The sequence below is a fragment of the Gordonia sp. w5E2 genome (assembly GCF_036540975.1).
GTDB classification, from domain to species: domain Bacteria; phylum Actinomycetota; class Actinomycetes; order Mycobacteriales; family Mycobacteriaceae; genus Gordonia; species Gordonia jacobaea.
In genome coordinates this window covers 4,812,656-4,827,485 of sequence record NZ_CP144213.1, presented here as the reverse complement: position 1 = coordinate 4,827,485, position 14,830 = coordinate 4,812,656, and the positions used below count along the sequence as shown (strand labels likewise).

Genomic DNA, 14,830 nt, shown 5'->3' with positions numbered 1-14,830 from the left:
ATATACATGGACACTTTCCCGGTCAACGAACACGGATTGATACTGCGACGCACGGCGCTCGACGCGGGCGCCTCCGATCGGCAACTCACGCGCGCCGTCGACGCGGGCACCCTGGTGCGGGTGTGGCCCGGCGCCTACGTGCTGCCCGACAAGAGCCGCACGCCGGAGGTCAAGCATCGGCTGAAGGCGGTCGCGGCAACGCTGCTGTCCGAATCCGACGTACCGCTGAGTCATCAGTCGGCGGGCGTGCTCCACGGGATGTCGCTGCTGTTCCCCGACCTTTCGCGGGTCCACCTGACGACAGGGCACAAGACCGGCGGACGCATCGAAACCCAGCGGCATCTGCACTCCGGTCGTCTGGGGCCCGACGACGTCACGGTGATCGACGGCATCACGGTGACGTCACTGGAGGTCACCGCCGTCGACATCGCGTGCAGCGGCAACTTCTTCCAGGCACTCGCCGTCTTCGACTCCGCGCTGCGACTCGGTGCCGATCGCGAGAAGATGTCGGCGCTACTCGACTCTCGACGCCGCGGTGTCGCCGTCGCACGAAGGGCGCTTGCGTTCGCGAGCCCACTGGCCGACAACGCGGGCGAGTCGTGGGGCAGAGGTCAGATGATCGTCGCCGAACTGCCGGTCCCACGACTGCAGCGAGAATACTTCGACGCCGACGGCCAATTCGTCGCCAAGGTCGACTACGACTGGGAGGGCAAGCTCGTCGGCGAGTTCGACGGTATGCGCAAGTACACCAAGGACCTGGGCGACGACGAGACCGCGCTCGACGTGATGAAGCGCGAGAAGGCGCGCGAGGACGGCGTCAGGCGCCTCGGACCGATGGTGATCCGATGGGTCTGGGCCGATCTGCGACAGAACCGCATGGTGCCGATGGTCCGAGAGTGGCTGGAGCGCTTGGAGATTGGCGGAATGGGTAGTGCTCAAGCCTCCGAGTCGACGGCCCCGGCGAACTGGCTGCGGTACAGCCGGCAGTACGCGCCCTGTGCGGCGAGGAGTTCGTCGTGATTGCCCTGCTCGACGATGTGCCCGTCCTCCATCACCACGATGACGTCGGCGTCGCGGATGGTCGAAAGGCGGTGCGCGATAACGAAACTTGTGCGGTCGGTGCGCAGCGCTGCCATCGCCTTCTGGATGAGCAGCTCGGTGCGGGTGTCGACGGAGCTGGTGGCCTCGTCGAGAATCAGGATGGTCGGGCGGGCGAGGAAGGCGCGCGCGATCGTGATGAGTTGTCGCTCACCGGCACTCACGCCGCCGCCCTCGTCGTCGAGCATCGTCTCGTAGCCGTCGGGCAGGATGCGGACGAAGTGGTCGACGTGGCTCATGCGCGCGGCCTCGAGGACCTCCTCGCGCGACGCGGTGGGGTCGCCGTAGGCGATGTTGTCGTAGATGGTTCCGCCGAACAACCACGAATCCTGCAGCACCATTCCGGTGCGTTCGCGTAGGTCGTCGCGGGTCATCTCACGGGATTCGACGCCGTCGACGGTGATGGTTCCGGAGTCGACGTCGTAGAAGCGCATGATGAGGTTGACCAGGGTGGTCTTGCCCGCGCCGGTCGGTCCGACGATGGCGACCATGTGGCCGGGACGCGCGACGAGTGAGAGGTCGTCGATGAGCGGCTTGTCGGCGACGTAGCGGAACGAGACGTCGTCGAATTCGATGAGGCCACGGTCGTGCTCTGGCGTTCTCGGGTTCTTCGGGTCGGGGGTCTGCTCGTCGGCGTCGAGGATGTCGAAGATGCGCTCGGCAGACGCCACTCCGCTCTGCAGCAGGTTGACCATCGACCCGATCTGGGTGAGCGGCTGCGTGAACTGACGCGAGTACTGGATGAACGCCTGCACCTCGCCGAGGCTCAACGCGCCCGACGCCACGCGCAGTCCGCCGACGACGGCGACCGCCACGTAGTTGAGGTTGCCGAGGAACATGATCGTCGGCATGACGGTGCTCGAGATGAATTGTGCACGCCAACTCGACTGGTAGAGCTTCTCGTTGCGCTCGTCGAATTCGGATTCGACGTCGGCCTGACGATTGAACGCGGTCACCAGTTCGTGCCCGGTGAACGCCTCTTCGACCTGGGCGTTGAGCTTGCCGGTCGACGACCACTGCGCGAGGAAGTGCGGCTTGGAGCGCTTGGCGATCAGCGCGGTCGCACCCGCGGCGAGCGGCACGGTGACGAGCGCGATGAGCGCCAGCAGTGGCGAGATCCAGAGCATCATCACCAGGATCGCGATCACCATCAGGATGGAGTTCAGCAACTGGGAGATGGTCTGCTGCAACGTCTGTGACAGATTGTCGAGGTCGTTGGTGACGCGACTGAGCAGATCGCCGCGTGCGGTGGTGTCGTAATAGCTCAGCGGGAGGCGGTGGATCTTGGACTCGACCTCTGCGCGCAGATGCTTGACGGTACCGACGACGACGATGTTGAGCAGATACGCGCCGAGCCACGACAACAGCGACGAGCCGATGTAGAGCGCCAGCACGATCAGCAACACGCGGCCGACGTCGCCGAAGTCGATGCCCACGCCCGGGGTGACGTTCATCGAGTTCACCATGTCGGCGAGGGTGCCGTTGCCGCGCTCGCGCAGCCCTTCGACGGCCTGCGCCTTGGTCGTCCCCGCGGGGAGCATCTTGCCGACGACGCCGTCGAAGATGATGTTGGTGGCGTCGCCGAGCACTCGCGGTGCGAACGCCGTGAGGATCACCGATCCGATGATCGACAACACGACGACGCTCATCGACGTCCGGTAGGAGAACAGCAATCCGATGAGCCGCTTGATCGACGGACCGAACGATCGCGCCTTCGCCACCACAGGTCCCGCAGCCATCGGGCCGCGGCCGGGCCCCGGGGATGCGGGGGCGCCGCCGCCTGCGCGGGTCATGCCGACTCTCCGATCGCGAGCTGCGACTCCGCGATCTCGCGGTACGTCTCGGAGGTCGCGAGAAGCTCGTCGTGTGTGCCGATCCCGACGATCCGACCGCGATCGAGCACGACGATCTGCTCGGCGTCGACGATGGTCGAGATGCGCTGGGCGACGATGATGACGGCGGACTCCGACGTCGCGGGTGCGAGTGCGGCGCGGAGGCGGGCGTCCGTGGCGACGTCGAGGGCCGAGAACGCGTCGTCGAAGAGGTAGACCGACGGTTTGCGCACCAACGCGCGGGCTATTGCGAGGCGCTGACGTTGACCACCCGACACCGTGGTGCCGCCCTGGGAGATCGGGGTGTCGAGGCCGTCGGGCATGCGCTCGACGAAGTCGGCGGCCTGCGCGATGCGCAACGCCTCCCAGATCTCGTCGTCGGTGGCGTCGGGTTTGCCGTTGCGAATGTTCGACGCGACGGTGCCCGAGAAAAGGTACGGGCGCTGCGGGACGAGGCCGATGGCGTCGCGCAGGGTGTTGGGGTCGAGGCGTCGGACATCGGTGTCGCCGACACGAACCTCACCGGCGGTGACGTCGATGAGTCGGGGCACCAGACCGACGAGTGTGGTCTTGCCGGAGCCGGTCGAGCCGACGATGGCGGTCGTGGTGCCGGGTTCGACGCGAAAGCTGATGTCGGACAACACGGGATCGTCGGCGCCCGGATAGCGGAACTGAGCCCCGCGGAACTCGACGGTCGACGGTTGCGCTGCGAACGGCACCGGATCCTGCGGTGCGCCAACGGAGGTCTCGGTGTCGAGGACCTCGCAGATGCGCTCGGCGCAGACCGTCGCGCGCGGCGCCATCATTGCGAGGAACGACGCCATCATCACCGACATCAGGATCTGCATGACGTAGGTGATCATCGCGGTCAGGGCACCGATCTCGATGCTGCCGTCGGACACCAGGTGGCCACCGAACCAGATGATCGCGACGATCGTGACGTTCGTGATCAGCATGACGGCGGGGAACATCAACGCCTGCATGCGGCCGACGCGCAGTGTCGCCTGGGCGAGGCTGTCGTTCGCGGTGGCGAAGCGGTCGATCTCGTAGCGTTCGCGCACAAACGCGCGGACCACTCGGATGCCCGTGATCTGTTCACGCAGAACACGATTGACCGCGTCGATACGCTCCTGCATCGCGCGGAAGCCGGGGATCATACGCGCGATGATGACCCCCATCGCGACCGCAAGGACGGGTACGGCGACGACGAGCACCCACGACAACTGCGACCCCACCTTGATGCCCATGATGATGCCGCCGATGCACATGATGGGCGCCATCACCAGGATGGTGGTGCTCATGACGATCAACAACTGCACCTGCTGGACGTCGTTGGTGGTGCGGGTGATCAACGACGGCGCACCGAACGTTCCCATTTCCCTGGCGGAGTAGGTGTTGATCCGGTGCAGTAGGTCGTGCCGGATGTCGCGTCCGGTCGCGAGCGCTGCCCGCGAGCCGAAGTACTGGGCGATGATGGTGCACACGATCTGGGCGATCGTGATGACGAGCATGACCGCACCGATGCGCAGGATGTACGACGTATCGCCCTTCGCGACGCCGTTGTCGATGATGTCGGCATTCAGCGTCGGCAGGTACAACATGGCCACCGTCGCGACGAGCTGCAGTATCACGACGGCGAGCATGTGCCAGGGATACCGCGAGAGGTATGTCCTGATCAGGCGGGTCAGCATGTGGCGCTCACTCACACGACGCTAGCAAGGTGTGCCGACACGGTGCGAGGGAAATACCCCGGGGGCTCGCGTCAGGCGGACGTCAATGCGACTGCCGCTTCACCGGTGTAGGTGAGGTAGGTGAAGGACTCCTGGAAGTACAGGTTCACTACGTCGGCGTCGTGCGAGTCGTAGCCGATCGACACATCCTGACCGATCGTCAGCTCGAAATCGCCTCCACGCGTGGACAATACGAACGCTCCGGTGATCGCGGGCGCCCACACGATCTCGCCGTCGATCAGACGCTGGATGTGCTGGCGGACCGGGTAGCCGTGATTCGACGTCTCGTTGACGAGGTTGTACACATCCGCTGCGAGTGCGATGGAGTAGGGCCCGTCGATCGACGCGAGCTTGAGCGTCGAGAGCGCCGCGCTGAACGCCTCGGGGTAGTCACGCACGTCCTCGGGCAGCGGGATGGGGGTTGCGGTGGCCTCGGCGCGGATGCCCGAGATGCCTGCGGCGGCGTAGCCCTCGAAGATCGCGCGGTCTTCGGCCAGCGCGAGTTCGCGCGCGGCGTCGACCACCGGATCCCAGTCCGAATCCTCCGCGCCGCGGTCGACGTCGTCGATGGCCTCGCGCGTGACGGTGAACGGCACCTTGAGTTCGATCAGCGGCTGAACGCTGCGCTTGAACGCCTGGATGCCGTCAGCGGGGGCGTCGATCTTGGTGCGGTGTCCGCGCGTGACCGACGACGCCTCGAGTCCGAGCGGTCCCTTGACGTCGACGAGTCGACGGCCCGCGATGTTGCGCTTGAACGACCGAGCCGCCTCTTCTTCGATGGCCTCCCAGGCGGACGCGGAGATGGGGGCGAGTTCGCGATGCAGGTTGTTCATGGTGCGTCTCCTGGTAGTCGGTGTTGGCGGCGAGTTGTGTTGTCAGGCAGAAGGTGCAGAGGAGTCACGAGGGGCGCAGCGATCCGATTCCCAGCGAGCCGTCGCCGGGGTCCGTCGGCTCGGGTGGCGGAACCGGCGATGCGGCGTCGAGCGTGACCGGCGCGGGTGCGTCGTGGGGAGCGTCGTCGTCGGAATCCGACTCGGCCGCGGGTGGGGCATCGGGGAGGTCGTCGAAGAAGTCGACGGTCGGGGTGAAGAACTGTGCCCCGGTGACGGCGGTGGTGAAGTCGAGCAGCCTGTCGTAGTTTCCGGCGGGATCGCCGATGAACATCTTGCGCAGCATCTCCTCGGTGACGTCGGGCGCCGAGGAATACGCGATGTAGAAGGTGCCGGAGTCGCCGATGCCCGAGGCCTCACCGTAGGGCATGTTGTCGCGGACGACGTCGATCTGCTCACCGTTGACGTCGTTGACCACATTGAGTGCGATGTGCGAGTTGGTCGGTTTCACGTCGTCGGACATCTCGATGTTGTCGAGTTTGGTTCGCCCGATCGCCGCCTCCTGGTCTTCGACGGAGATCGAATCCCATTCCTTGAAGTCGGTGACGTAGCGCTGGATGGCGACGTAACTACCGCCCGCGTACGCGGGGTCTTCGTCGCCGACCGTGATCGCGTCGATCGCGGCCTGGCCGACGGGATTCTCAGTGCCGTCGACGAAGCCGATGAGGTCGCGAAGGTCGAAGTAGCGGAAGCCGTGCACCTCGTCGACGACGGTGACCGCGTCGCCGAGTTCGCTCATCAGCATGCGGCCGAGCTCGTAGCAGAGGTCCATCGCGTCGGCCTTGAGGTGGAGCAGGAGGTCTGCGGGAGTCGCTGGGGCGGTGTGGACATCGCCCGCGTACTCGACGAAGGGTCGAAGCGACTTGGGGCGGTTGCCCGCAAACAAGCGGTCCCACGCGTCCGAGCCGATCGACACGATGCCCGCAAGTGCCTGCTCGGGCGCTCGGGACGATACGGAGTTGATGCGTGACCCGAGGACGTCGAACATTCCCCGGACAGCGTCCTCGCCACCCGCGTTGATCGTCAGGACGAGGAACAACGCGTGCTTTGTCTTGCGTGTCAGAATCGTCTGCGGTACGGGCACGGTTTTCACTCTAATGCAGCGCGCAATGCGCGCCGGTGAAAGTGTGTCCTCACAAAACTCAGGTCAGGCACGCCTGGTCGTGTACGACACTTTTCGGTTCAGCCGCGCGCGACCGCTCGTCCGGCGGCGCGGCCGGAGAAGATGCAACCGCCGAGGAACGTTCCCTCGAGCGCGTTGTATCCGTGCACGCCGCCGCCGCCGAATCCGGCGACCTCACCCGCGGCGTACAGGCCGTCGAATACCGAACCGTCTGGTCGCATCACAGCCGACTCGAGGTTGGTCTCGAGACCGCCCAACGTCTTTCGCGTCAGGATGTTCAGTCGCACCCCGATCAGCGGCCCGTGTTCAGGGTCAAGGATCTTGTGGGGCTTGGCCACGCGCACGATCTTGTCGCCGAGGAACTGGCGCGCGTTGGTGATCGCCATCAACTGCGCGTCCTTGGAGAATTTGTTGTCGATCTCGTTGTCGCGGGCGGAGATCACGCGCTCGACATGCTGCAGATCGAGCTTGGGGCCGCGGGTGATCTCGTTCATGCCTGCGATGAGTTCTGCGAGATTGTCGGCGACGACGAAGTCGCTGCCGTTCTTCAGAAAAGCCTCGACAGGACCGGGCGCGCCCTTGGCGAAACGACTCTTCGCGGCGAACTTCAGGTCTTTGTCCGTGATGTCGGGGTTCTGCTCCGAACCCGACAGCGCGAACTCCTTTTCGACGATCGACTGCGTCAGGATGAACCACGAGTAGTCGTGGCCGGTCGCGAGGATCTCGCGCATCGTCGAATTGGTATCGAAGCCAGGGAAGTTCGGCGGCTTGAGGCGATTGCCGTTGGCGTCGAGCCAGAGCGACGACGGCCCGGGGATGATGCGAATGGCATGGTCGGGCCAAATGGGATCCCAGTTGTGGATGCCCTCGGTGTAGTGCCACATGCGGTCGCGATTGACCAGGCTTGCGCCCGCTTCCTCGGCGATGCCGAGCATGCGACCGTCGACGTAGGCGGGGACGCCGGAGATCATCGTCTTCGGTGCGGGCCCGAGACGTTCCGTCGGCCAGTTCTTGCGGATGAGTTCGTGGTTGTGGCCGATGCCGCCGGTCGTCACGATGACCGCACCCGCTCGGATCTCGAAGTCGCTGATCTCGTCGCGGTTCGACGCCTCGCCGCGCCCGGCGGCGGTCGGGGCGAGCTTTGACCCGCGCACACCGACAGCGGTGCCGTCTTCGACGACGATCTCGTCGACGCGATGTCGGAAGCGGAACTCGACGAGTCCGCGACGCTCGGCGTCGAGCACGGGTTCGGCGAAGATCCGGACCACCTCGGGGCCGGTGCCCCAGGTCAGATGGAAGCGGGGTACGGAGTTGCCGTGGCCGTCGGCGAAACCGCCGCCGCGTTCAGCCCAGCCGACGACCGGCGTGATGCGCAGGCCGAGGTCATGCAGGTACTGACGCTTCTCGGTGGCTGCGAAGTCGACGTAGGCGCGAGCCCACTGTCGAGGCCAGTAGTCCTCGTCGTCGCGGTCGAAACCCGCAGAGCCCATCCAGTCCTGAAGGGCGAGTTCCGCTGAATCGTGGATGCCGAGACGACGCTGCTCGGGAGTGTCGACGAGGAAGAGTCCGCCCAGCGACCAGAACGCCTGCCCACCGAGGTTGTTGCGGTTCTCCTGGTCGACGACGATCACCCGACGACCCGCCTTGGTGAGTTCGTAGGTCGCGACGAGTCCGGCAAGGCCGGACCCGACAACGATGGCGTCGGCTTGTCCTGCATCCACGTGCGCTGTGTTCACGAGAGCCTTCCTCGATATGTCCTGCTTGTGGGATCGACCCTATCCCCGGGGCCCTTGGTGAGGTAGCGCCGACGGGTATCGAGATGTGACGACCGACATGTGACAATTGGGCGCCCTGTGACCTAGTTGACGCAGCGCAGGTATGGACCGCGCGTGTGACGTGGGTAATGATCATCTGCGTGTCTCAACCGACGGTCAAGGGTCGATGTACCTTTTGCTGCTGCGTTATGCAGCCGTTACACTCTGTCGCGTTGGGGACCAACTCAGTCGGTATGGCCGCTGACCCCCATTTCCTGCCCGTATGAACGAGGCCCGTCCGGGTCAAGATCGTAAGGACTCTTCTCATATGTTGACTCGTGCGCGCAAGCGCCTCGTTGCCGCTGTGGGCGCCATGGCGGCGCTCGGCGGCCTGACCATGGCCGTGGCCCCTGAAGCCCACGCGGCCGGCCAGACCGAATACGTGTATTCCGCATCGATGCACAAGAACATCCCGGTTCGCATCGTCGACGGTGGTGGCGGCGGCCCCAAGCCCACCCTCTACCTGCTCGACGGTCTGCGGGCTCCCAACAACACCAGCGGTTGGCTGCAGAACAACACCGGCGCCGACCGCTTCATGGCCGGCAAGGGCACCAACCTGGTCATCCCCTTCGGCGGTGGCGGCAGCTTCTACACAGACTGGGAGCGTCCCGACCCCAAGCTGGGCGTGAACAAGTGGGAAACGTTCCTGACACGCGAACTGCCCGCGTACATGAAGAAGAACCACAACTCCGACAACCGTCGTAACGGCATCGCGGGTCTGTCGATGTCGGGAACGTCGGCGCTGAACCTTGCGTCGCGGCACCCGGGCTTCTACAAGGCGGTCGCGTCCTACAGCGGCTACCCGACCGTCACCTTCCCCGGCTTCACGCAGGGCATCCAGGCGTCGGTCGCGACCATGGGCGGCGACCCCAACAACATGTGGGGCTTCTACCCGGCAGGCCAGTGGTTCCAGAACGACCCGTTCCTGAGTGCCAACAACCTGGCCGGCGACTACGTGTACCTGTCGTCGGGCACCGGACTCGGCAGCAAGTTCGACAGCTCGATCAACCCGACGAGCGCGAACTTCAACCCGGTCAAGTTCTCGCAGATGGTTCCGCTCGAGGTGGCCGCATCGGTCAGCACGCGGCTCTACATCCCGCGCGTCGCAGCGGTCCCGGGCGTCAAGCTCACCACGCATGTGACCCCGGACGGCGACCACTGGTGGGACTACTGGCAGGAGAACTTCCGCCAGTCGTGGAACACCACCTTCCGCCCCGCGTTCTTCTGAGCCTGAGGCTAGGTAGCTGAACGACTGCACAACTGAACACGACGAGGGCCGGCGATCGGATCGATCGCCGGCCCTCGTCGTTGTGTTGTGTGCGGGTAAGTGGTTTCGACTTGGCTGCTCGCTCCGCTCGCGGCCGCTCAACCAGCGGGAAAGGCGGCTCAACCAGCGGATAGGGCGGCTCAAACAGCGGGATAGTGGTTTCGACTCGGCTGCTCGCTCCGCTCGCGGCCGCTCAACCAGCGAGGGGTGAGCCGGCCCGACCAGCGGCGAGCTAGCCGCGGCCTACTCGCCCGAGTCCTGCGTGCCGCGGCGGCGGAAGGCGCGGGCCTCGTCGAGCGCGGAGCGCGGGGTGTCGGATGAGTCGTCATCGACTGCGGGCACCTGGCGGGTCGGCTGGTCGTCGCCCTCCGGGGCGTCGGAGGCCGTGGGACCTTCGACGCGCGGGATGCGCTGAGTCGGGCGGTCCCACATGTACGCGTCGTCGTCCTCGTCGGCGTTCGCTTCCGTCCCAGCCGCACCGATCGAGGTCGTCGCGGCGTCGTCCGTGTCGTCGGCCGCGGCGTGGCGGTTGCGGCCAGCAAGGCCTGCACCCGCGGCTGTTCCGGCGAGGGCGGTCGTTGTCGCGGCGCTGCTGCGATCGGACTCGCGTTTGTCGAAGAAGCCCGGTTCGTCGTCGTAGACGTCGGGGTTCTCGAGGTTCTTGTCGGCGCTGTTACGTGTCCGCCAGATGATGAGAATCCATGCGAGGAGGAGTAGTGCTCCGACGATGCCGAGGATGAGCGGCAACCAGAATCCGCCGAGCTTGAGCAGATTCATGTAGTGGCCAGCGCGATCAGCCTGCGCGTTGACGGTGCCGTCTGCCCACTGGAACGTGGCCTTCAGGGCGTCGAGCTTGAAATCGCGGACCGGTGCGGGCGTTCCGTCGCTCTGGTCGGGCGACTTGAAGTACTGGCGCTGGTCCTCGCGGCCGTTGACGATGGTGCCGGTCTCGGGCTCGACGAAGACGTGCCGCGTCGCCGATGCGTAGCGATGCATCGTGATCTTGTCGTCGGGCTTCACGCCGCGCCCGGTGATTCCCCACCACTTCGCGGGCATCGTGAGCATCGTGCCCAGCGCGGCCTCACCCTGTGCGTTGGGCAGCGACGAGAGGTCGGTCTCGGGAACCTCGGAGACGAATTCGTAGGTCTTGACCCCGTTGAAGGTCTTCTCACCGACGTACTTGGCAGGCTGATCCTGGCGGGTGTTGAGGTCGTAGTACAGGTACGACCGCTTCTTGACGTTGAAGCCGAACTTGTACTGGAACCCCTTACGGTCGGGCAACTGGACCGACACGTCCTTGACGTTCACGCCCTCCGGTGCGGCCTCGAGCTGCAGTGCGCTGACGGTGCCGTTGGGCACCGACGTCTTGCGGTTGACCGAAACCCTGTCGATGGTTGCGGTGAGCAGGCCGTCGTCGCATTTCAGGTCGCCGTCGGCGCGCGGGGCCGGTGGGTCTGTCTCCTTGCCGTCGGCGTCGCGGATGCGGTCGATCTGGACGGTTTGCGCCGACTGCAGAGTGGCCTGTCGCTTGTCCGAAGGCTCGATGATCACGCTTCGACGCTGCTGCGTCAGGTGTGCGTCAAGCGTGCGGGCCTTGGGCTGTGAGACCGAGCAGCGATCGAAGATGACCGCCGGGAACCGTTCGCCGGCCGATCCGTCGGCAGGAACCGTCGAGGCAACGGAAGTGATGTCGAGATCGAGTGGCACCACCCGCAACTGAGGCACCAGGAACGCCGGGATGGCGATCGCCGCGGTAATGCAAGCAACCCCGAGGAATGCCAGCAGCGCCAGCCAAACTCGTCTCATTCTCGACTCCTGTGCGGTTCGGCCTGGCCCGTCGTGTCGACGAGCAGGCCACGGTCAACGCTCTCACCCTAATGGTCGGCCAACGGGAATCAGCCCATGCCGGTGCGATCGGCACGCCTGTCCCGTTCGGCTTCTTTCATGATTCCGGCCATGTAGCCGTAGATCTCCGCGTCCGACATCGCCTTCCAGCGCGGTGCCAGCAGCTTCATGTACTTCTCGACGTAGAGCAGTTGCTTTCCGACGAGCACCAACTCGCGCGGCAACCGGGCGTCGTGTGCCCGTGCGACCGCCGCGAGTTGTCGCCCGAGGTCGGTGTAGCTCATGTCGCCGAGATCCGTGGTCGACAGCGGTGTGGTGATCTTGCGGATGTCAGCCCCACCCTGTGTCGTCGAACCGGGGTTACGCACAGCGCCCAGCAAGAAGATGGCGCGACCCGCCGATTCGTAGTCGTTGCGGACGATCAGGTCGACGACGAGCTGACGCAGGATGCGTCGGGTGCGTGGTGTGAAGCGTCCGACGATGCCGAAGTCGAGCAGCACCAGGCGACCGTCTGCGTCGACGAGGACGTTGCCGGCGTGGAGGTCGCCGTGGAACAAGCCGCCGTGAAACGCCGACTCGAGCAGCGACAGCAACAGGTTTCGGCACAGCGCGACCCCATCGTGTCCGGCGGCGCGCACAGCGGCGGCGTCGTCGATGCGGGTGGCGTAGATGCGTTCCATCGTCATGACGCGCGCGGTGGTCAGGTCGTCGTAGACGTGGGGAACGCGGACGCGATCTCCGAACTGTCCCGGTTTGAGACATTCGTACCATTCGCGCATGGCGTCGGCCTCATTGCGGAAATCGAGCTCGGCGTCGAGACCGTCGGCAAAATCCTCGACGACGTGTCGCGCCGACAACATCCGGCCGTACTCCGAGATCTCGGCAAGGCTGGCGAGTCGTTCGAGGATCGCGACGTCGGGTGCGAGTCGCTCGGCGATTCCAGGGCGTTGGATTTTGACGACGACCTCGTCGCCGTTGTGCAGCCTCGCGGTGTGGACCTGGGCGATGGATGCCGATGCGATCGGCTCGGGGTCGAACTCGGCGAAGACGTCATCGGGTGCGCGGCCGATCTCGTCGATGAAAACCTGTCGGATCTCATCGGGGTCGGCGGGTGGCACGCTGTCGAGGAGCGACTCGAACTCCGATGCCAACGTCTCGGTGAAGACACCGGGACTCGACGTGATGAGTTGTCCGAGCTTTACGTAGGTGGGGCCGAGATGCTCGAAGGTCGCGCGCACCTGCGCCGCCGCGCGCTTGCCACTCGGTGCGCGCAGATGCGCTGCGTCGAATGCGGTGTCAAGGAGGAATCTGCCGACGCCGAGCGTTGCGTGGGCGGTGGTCACACCGAGGCGCGTGACCTCGGCGATCGGCGACGCCGGGCGTAGACGCGCGTGGCGACCGTCGTCAACTGTGCTGTCCATATTCCCCCCTGCTCGTCGTGCTTGCGGGTTCCCGCGTCGCGCCCAGTGTAGGAGGTCGGTGTCGGGAATCGGACAAGGCGTACGAACGGCCCAGGTATCGGGTCGCGCCTCAGCCGTGCTCGGGCTCCCCTGAAACGCGGTGGTCGGCGTGGTTGAGAGCCTCGGCGATGACCCTGCCGACGTGCCCGTCGCGTAGGCGGTAGATGATTCGACGCCCCTCGCGTCTGGTGTCGACGAGCCCGGTGAAGCGCAGTTTTGCCAGATGCTGACTGACCGCGGTCCGCGACGCTCCGACGGCCTCGGTCAGAGCGGTGACGTCACGCTCCTCGTCGCGCAACAGCCACAGGATGTGCAGCCGCGTGGGGTCGGACAGCATGGTGAAGAGCGCTGTTGCGGTACCGAGGAGCTCGGGGTCGGGACTGACCCGGTGCTCGAGGCTCGGGGCAGGGGTGGCTGCCTGTTTCATCGGCGGTGATCACCGTTCGTCGGCGGTTGCGGTTGCTCGGTTCATCGTAAGTGAGATCCGCGGGTGGATTCGTAGGTTCGCCGGTCGTGTGTTCGCTGTTCGGGTGGTAGTCGCTGGTCGCCAGCTGTACGCGGCACCGACGAGTCCGAGCAGCGCGAGCGCCGACAGCACGAGCGCACACGCCGCTTGCCCGCTGGTCGACGTGCCGAGACCCGCGAGGGGATAGGCCACCAGAAACGCGGCGTGTGAGAGCGAGAACTGTGCGGTGAACACGTCGTCGCGGTCGGCGTCGGTGCTGTGATCGCGCAGCAGACGCGCGGTACCGGTCGAGATGATCGACGTCGCGGCACCGAGAACCGCCCAGAGTGCGAGCAAAGAGATGTACGACGGCGCGCCCAACCACGCCGCCATCCCGGCAACGCCGATCACGCAGGCGAGGGCACAGGCCAACATCGGTCGTGAAGTTCCCGCGCGTCGGAAGATCAGCGGCCCGAGGATCGCCGCGGCGATCGACCCCGCGCCGAACGCGGCGAAGGCCACCGCGACCGCCGTCGCGGAACCTCCGAGGTCGGCTCGAACGAAGACCACGGTGCCGACCATGACCAGTGCGGTTGCCGCGGCGACGACGACGTTGACCCACAACACGCCGCGAAATGCGCTGCGCGCCAGCATGATTCGACAACCCGCGAAGGTTCGGCGGGCGAAGCTTTCGGCGGAATTGGGGGCGCGCGTTTCGTTGATGCGGCGGCCGTTGATGCCCCTGCGGCACGAGATGACGAGGGTGGCGGACGCGGCAAAGCCGAGCGCGGTGCCGACGAACAGCGTCGAGTACGACACGACGGTCAGCAGTGCCGCTGCGATCAGCGGGCTGCCGACGGATTCGAGGTCGTAGGCGATCCGCGATGCCGCGACGGCCGATGAGTAGTCGTCACCGTCGTCGACCACACGCGCGATGGTTGCGGAGAAGGTCGGAGTGAAGGTCGCCGACGCGGTCTGCAAGGCGAACACCAGGAGATAGATCTGCCAGACGTGGCCGACCCAGGGCAGACAGCAGGCCATTGCGACACGTACGACGTCTGCGCCGACGAGCACTCGCGAGGCCGGTAGGGCGGTGACGAGCGCGCGCATCACGGGGGCCATCACGACGTACGCGACCATCTTCACCGCGAGTGCCGTGCCAAGAACCCGTCCGGCGTCGGGGCCCGCGAGGTCGTAGGCGAGCAGACCCAACGCAACGGTGAGCAGGCCAGTGCCCAGCAGAGACACCACCTGCGCGCCGTAGAGCCGACGGAAAGTCGGATAGGTGAATGCCCGCACAGGGCGATATTAAGCTATATGTGCGCA

General features: G+C 65.7%; 11 protein-coding genes. 2 read left to right on the top strand and 9 right to left on the bottom strand.

Annotated features, from left to right (window positions below):
- Positions 1-6: 6 nt before the first annotated feature.
- The gene (locus RND64_RS21815; protein ID WP_049699377.1) at positions 7-1,020 is read left to right on the top strand and encodes a type IV toxin-antitoxin system AbiEi family antitoxin domain-containing protein; all 1,014 of its coding nucleotides are present in this window, start codon (positions 7-9) and stop codon (positions 1,018-1,020) included.
- Here the strand turns inward: RND64_RS21815 and RND64_RS21810 are convergent.
- The 5 genes from RND64_RS21810 to RND64_RS21790 form a co-directional block, all read right to left on the bottom strand.
- Entirely contained in the window at positions 936-2,891 is a 1,956-nt protein-coding gene (locus RND64_RS21810; protein WP_049699378.1) for an ABC transporter ATP-binding protein, read from the bottom strand. The genes RND64_RS21815 and RND64_RS21810 overlap by 85 nt on opposite strands.
- A complete protein-coding gene (locus RND64_RS21805) occupies positions 2,888-4,621 on the bottom strand; it encodes an ABC transporter ATP-binding protein (protein ID WP_049699379.1) in 1,734 nt (577 codons plus the stop codon). The genes RND64_RS21810 and RND64_RS21805 overlap by 4 nt, the downstream gene beginning before the upstream one ends.
- 71 nt (positions 4,622-4,692) lie before the next feature.
- Positions 4,693-5,493, bottom strand: a complete 801-nt coding sequence (locus RND64_RS21800) for a family 1 encapsulin nanocompartment shell protein (protein WP_049699380.1) — start codon at positions 5,491-5,493, stop codon at positions 4,693-4,695.
- Between the two features lie 64 nt (positions 5,494-5,557).
- Entirely contained in the window at positions 5,558-6,634 is a 1,077-nt protein-coding gene (locus RND64_RS21795; protein WP_049699486.1) for a Dyp-type peroxidase, read from the bottom strand.
- A 98-nt stretch (positions 6,635-6,732) separates the two neighbouring features.
- Positions 6,733-8,409, bottom strand: coding sequence for an FAD-binding dehydrogenase (locus RND64_RS21790; protein WP_414651996.1), 1,677 nt, complete (start codon positions 8,407-8,409; stop codon positions 6,733-6,735).
- A gap of 346 nt (positions 8,410-8,755) precedes the next feature.
- On the opposite strand from RND64_RS21790, the gene RND64_RS21785 reads away from it, so the two are divergent.
- Complete coding sequence (locus tag RND64_RS21785) at positions 8,756-9,715, top strand: alpha/beta hydrolase (protein WP_049699381.1); 960 nt, start codon at positions 8,756-8,758, stop codon at positions 9,713-9,715.
- Positions 9,716-9,997: 282 nt separating this feature from the next.
- Here the strand turns inward: RND64_RS21785 and RND64_RS21780 are convergent, their stop codons facing one another.
- The 4 genes from RND64_RS21780 to RND64_RS21765 form a co-directional block, all read right to left on the bottom strand.
- A complete protein-coding gene (locus tag RND64_RS21780) occupies positions 9,998-11,560 on the bottom strand; it encodes a DUF3068 domain-containing protein (RefSeq protein WP_049699382.1) in 1,563 nt (520 codons plus the stop codon).
- Positions 11,561-11,649: 89 nt separating this feature from the next.
- Entirely contained in the window at positions 11,650-13,020 is a 1,371-nt protein-coding gene (locus RND64_RS21775; protein WP_049699383.1) for an ABC1 kinase family protein, read from the bottom strand.
- 109 nt (positions 13,021-13,129) lie between these two features.
- Positions 13,130-13,486, bottom strand: a complete 357-nt coding sequence (locus RND64_RS21770) for an ArsR/SmtB family transcription factor (RefSeq protein WP_049699384.1) — start codon at positions 13,484-13,486, stop codon at positions 13,130-13,132.
- A gap of 9 nt (positions 13,487-13,495) precedes the next feature.
- On the bottom strand, positions 13,496-14,803 hold the full coding sequence (locus RND64_RS21765; RefSeq protein ID WP_049699385.1) for an MFS transporter: 1,308 nt from the start codon (positions 14,801-14,803) through the stop codon (positions 13,496-13,498).
- Positions 14,804-14,830: the final 27 nt, after the last annotated feature.

Coding starts and splice junctions, on each gene's coding strand:
- RND64_RS21800 (WP_049699380.1), bottom strand. CDS start 5,493: ATGAACAACCTGCATCGCGAACTCGCCCCCATCTCCGCGTCCGCCTGG.
- RND64_RS21785 (WP_049699381.1), top strand. CDS start 8,756: ATGTTGACTCGTGCGCGCAAGCGCCTCGTTGCCGCTGTGGGCGCCATG.
- RND64_RS21810 (WP_049699378.1), bottom strand. CDS start 2,891: ATGACCCGCGCAGGCGGCGGCGCCCCCGCATCCCCGGGGCCCGGCCGC.
- RND64_RS21815 (WP_049699377.1), top strand. CDS start 7: ATGGACACTTTCCCGGTCAACGAACACGGATTGATACTGCGACGCACG.
- RND64_RS21805 (WP_049699379.1), bottom strand. CDS start 4,621: ATGCTGACCCGCCTGATCAGGACATACCTCTCGCGGTATCCCTGGCAC.
- RND64_RS21780 (WP_049699382.1), bottom strand. CDS start 11,560: ATGAGACGAGTTTGGCTGGCGCTGCTGGCATTCCTCGGGGTTGCTTGC.
- RND64_RS21775 (WP_049699383.1), bottom strand. CDS start 13,020: ATGGACAGCACAGTTGACGACGGTCGCCACGCGCGTCTACGCCCGGCG.
- RND64_RS21770 (WP_049699384.1), bottom strand. CDS start 13,486: ATGAAACAGGCAGCCACCCCTGCCCCGAGCCTCGAGCACCGGGTCAGT.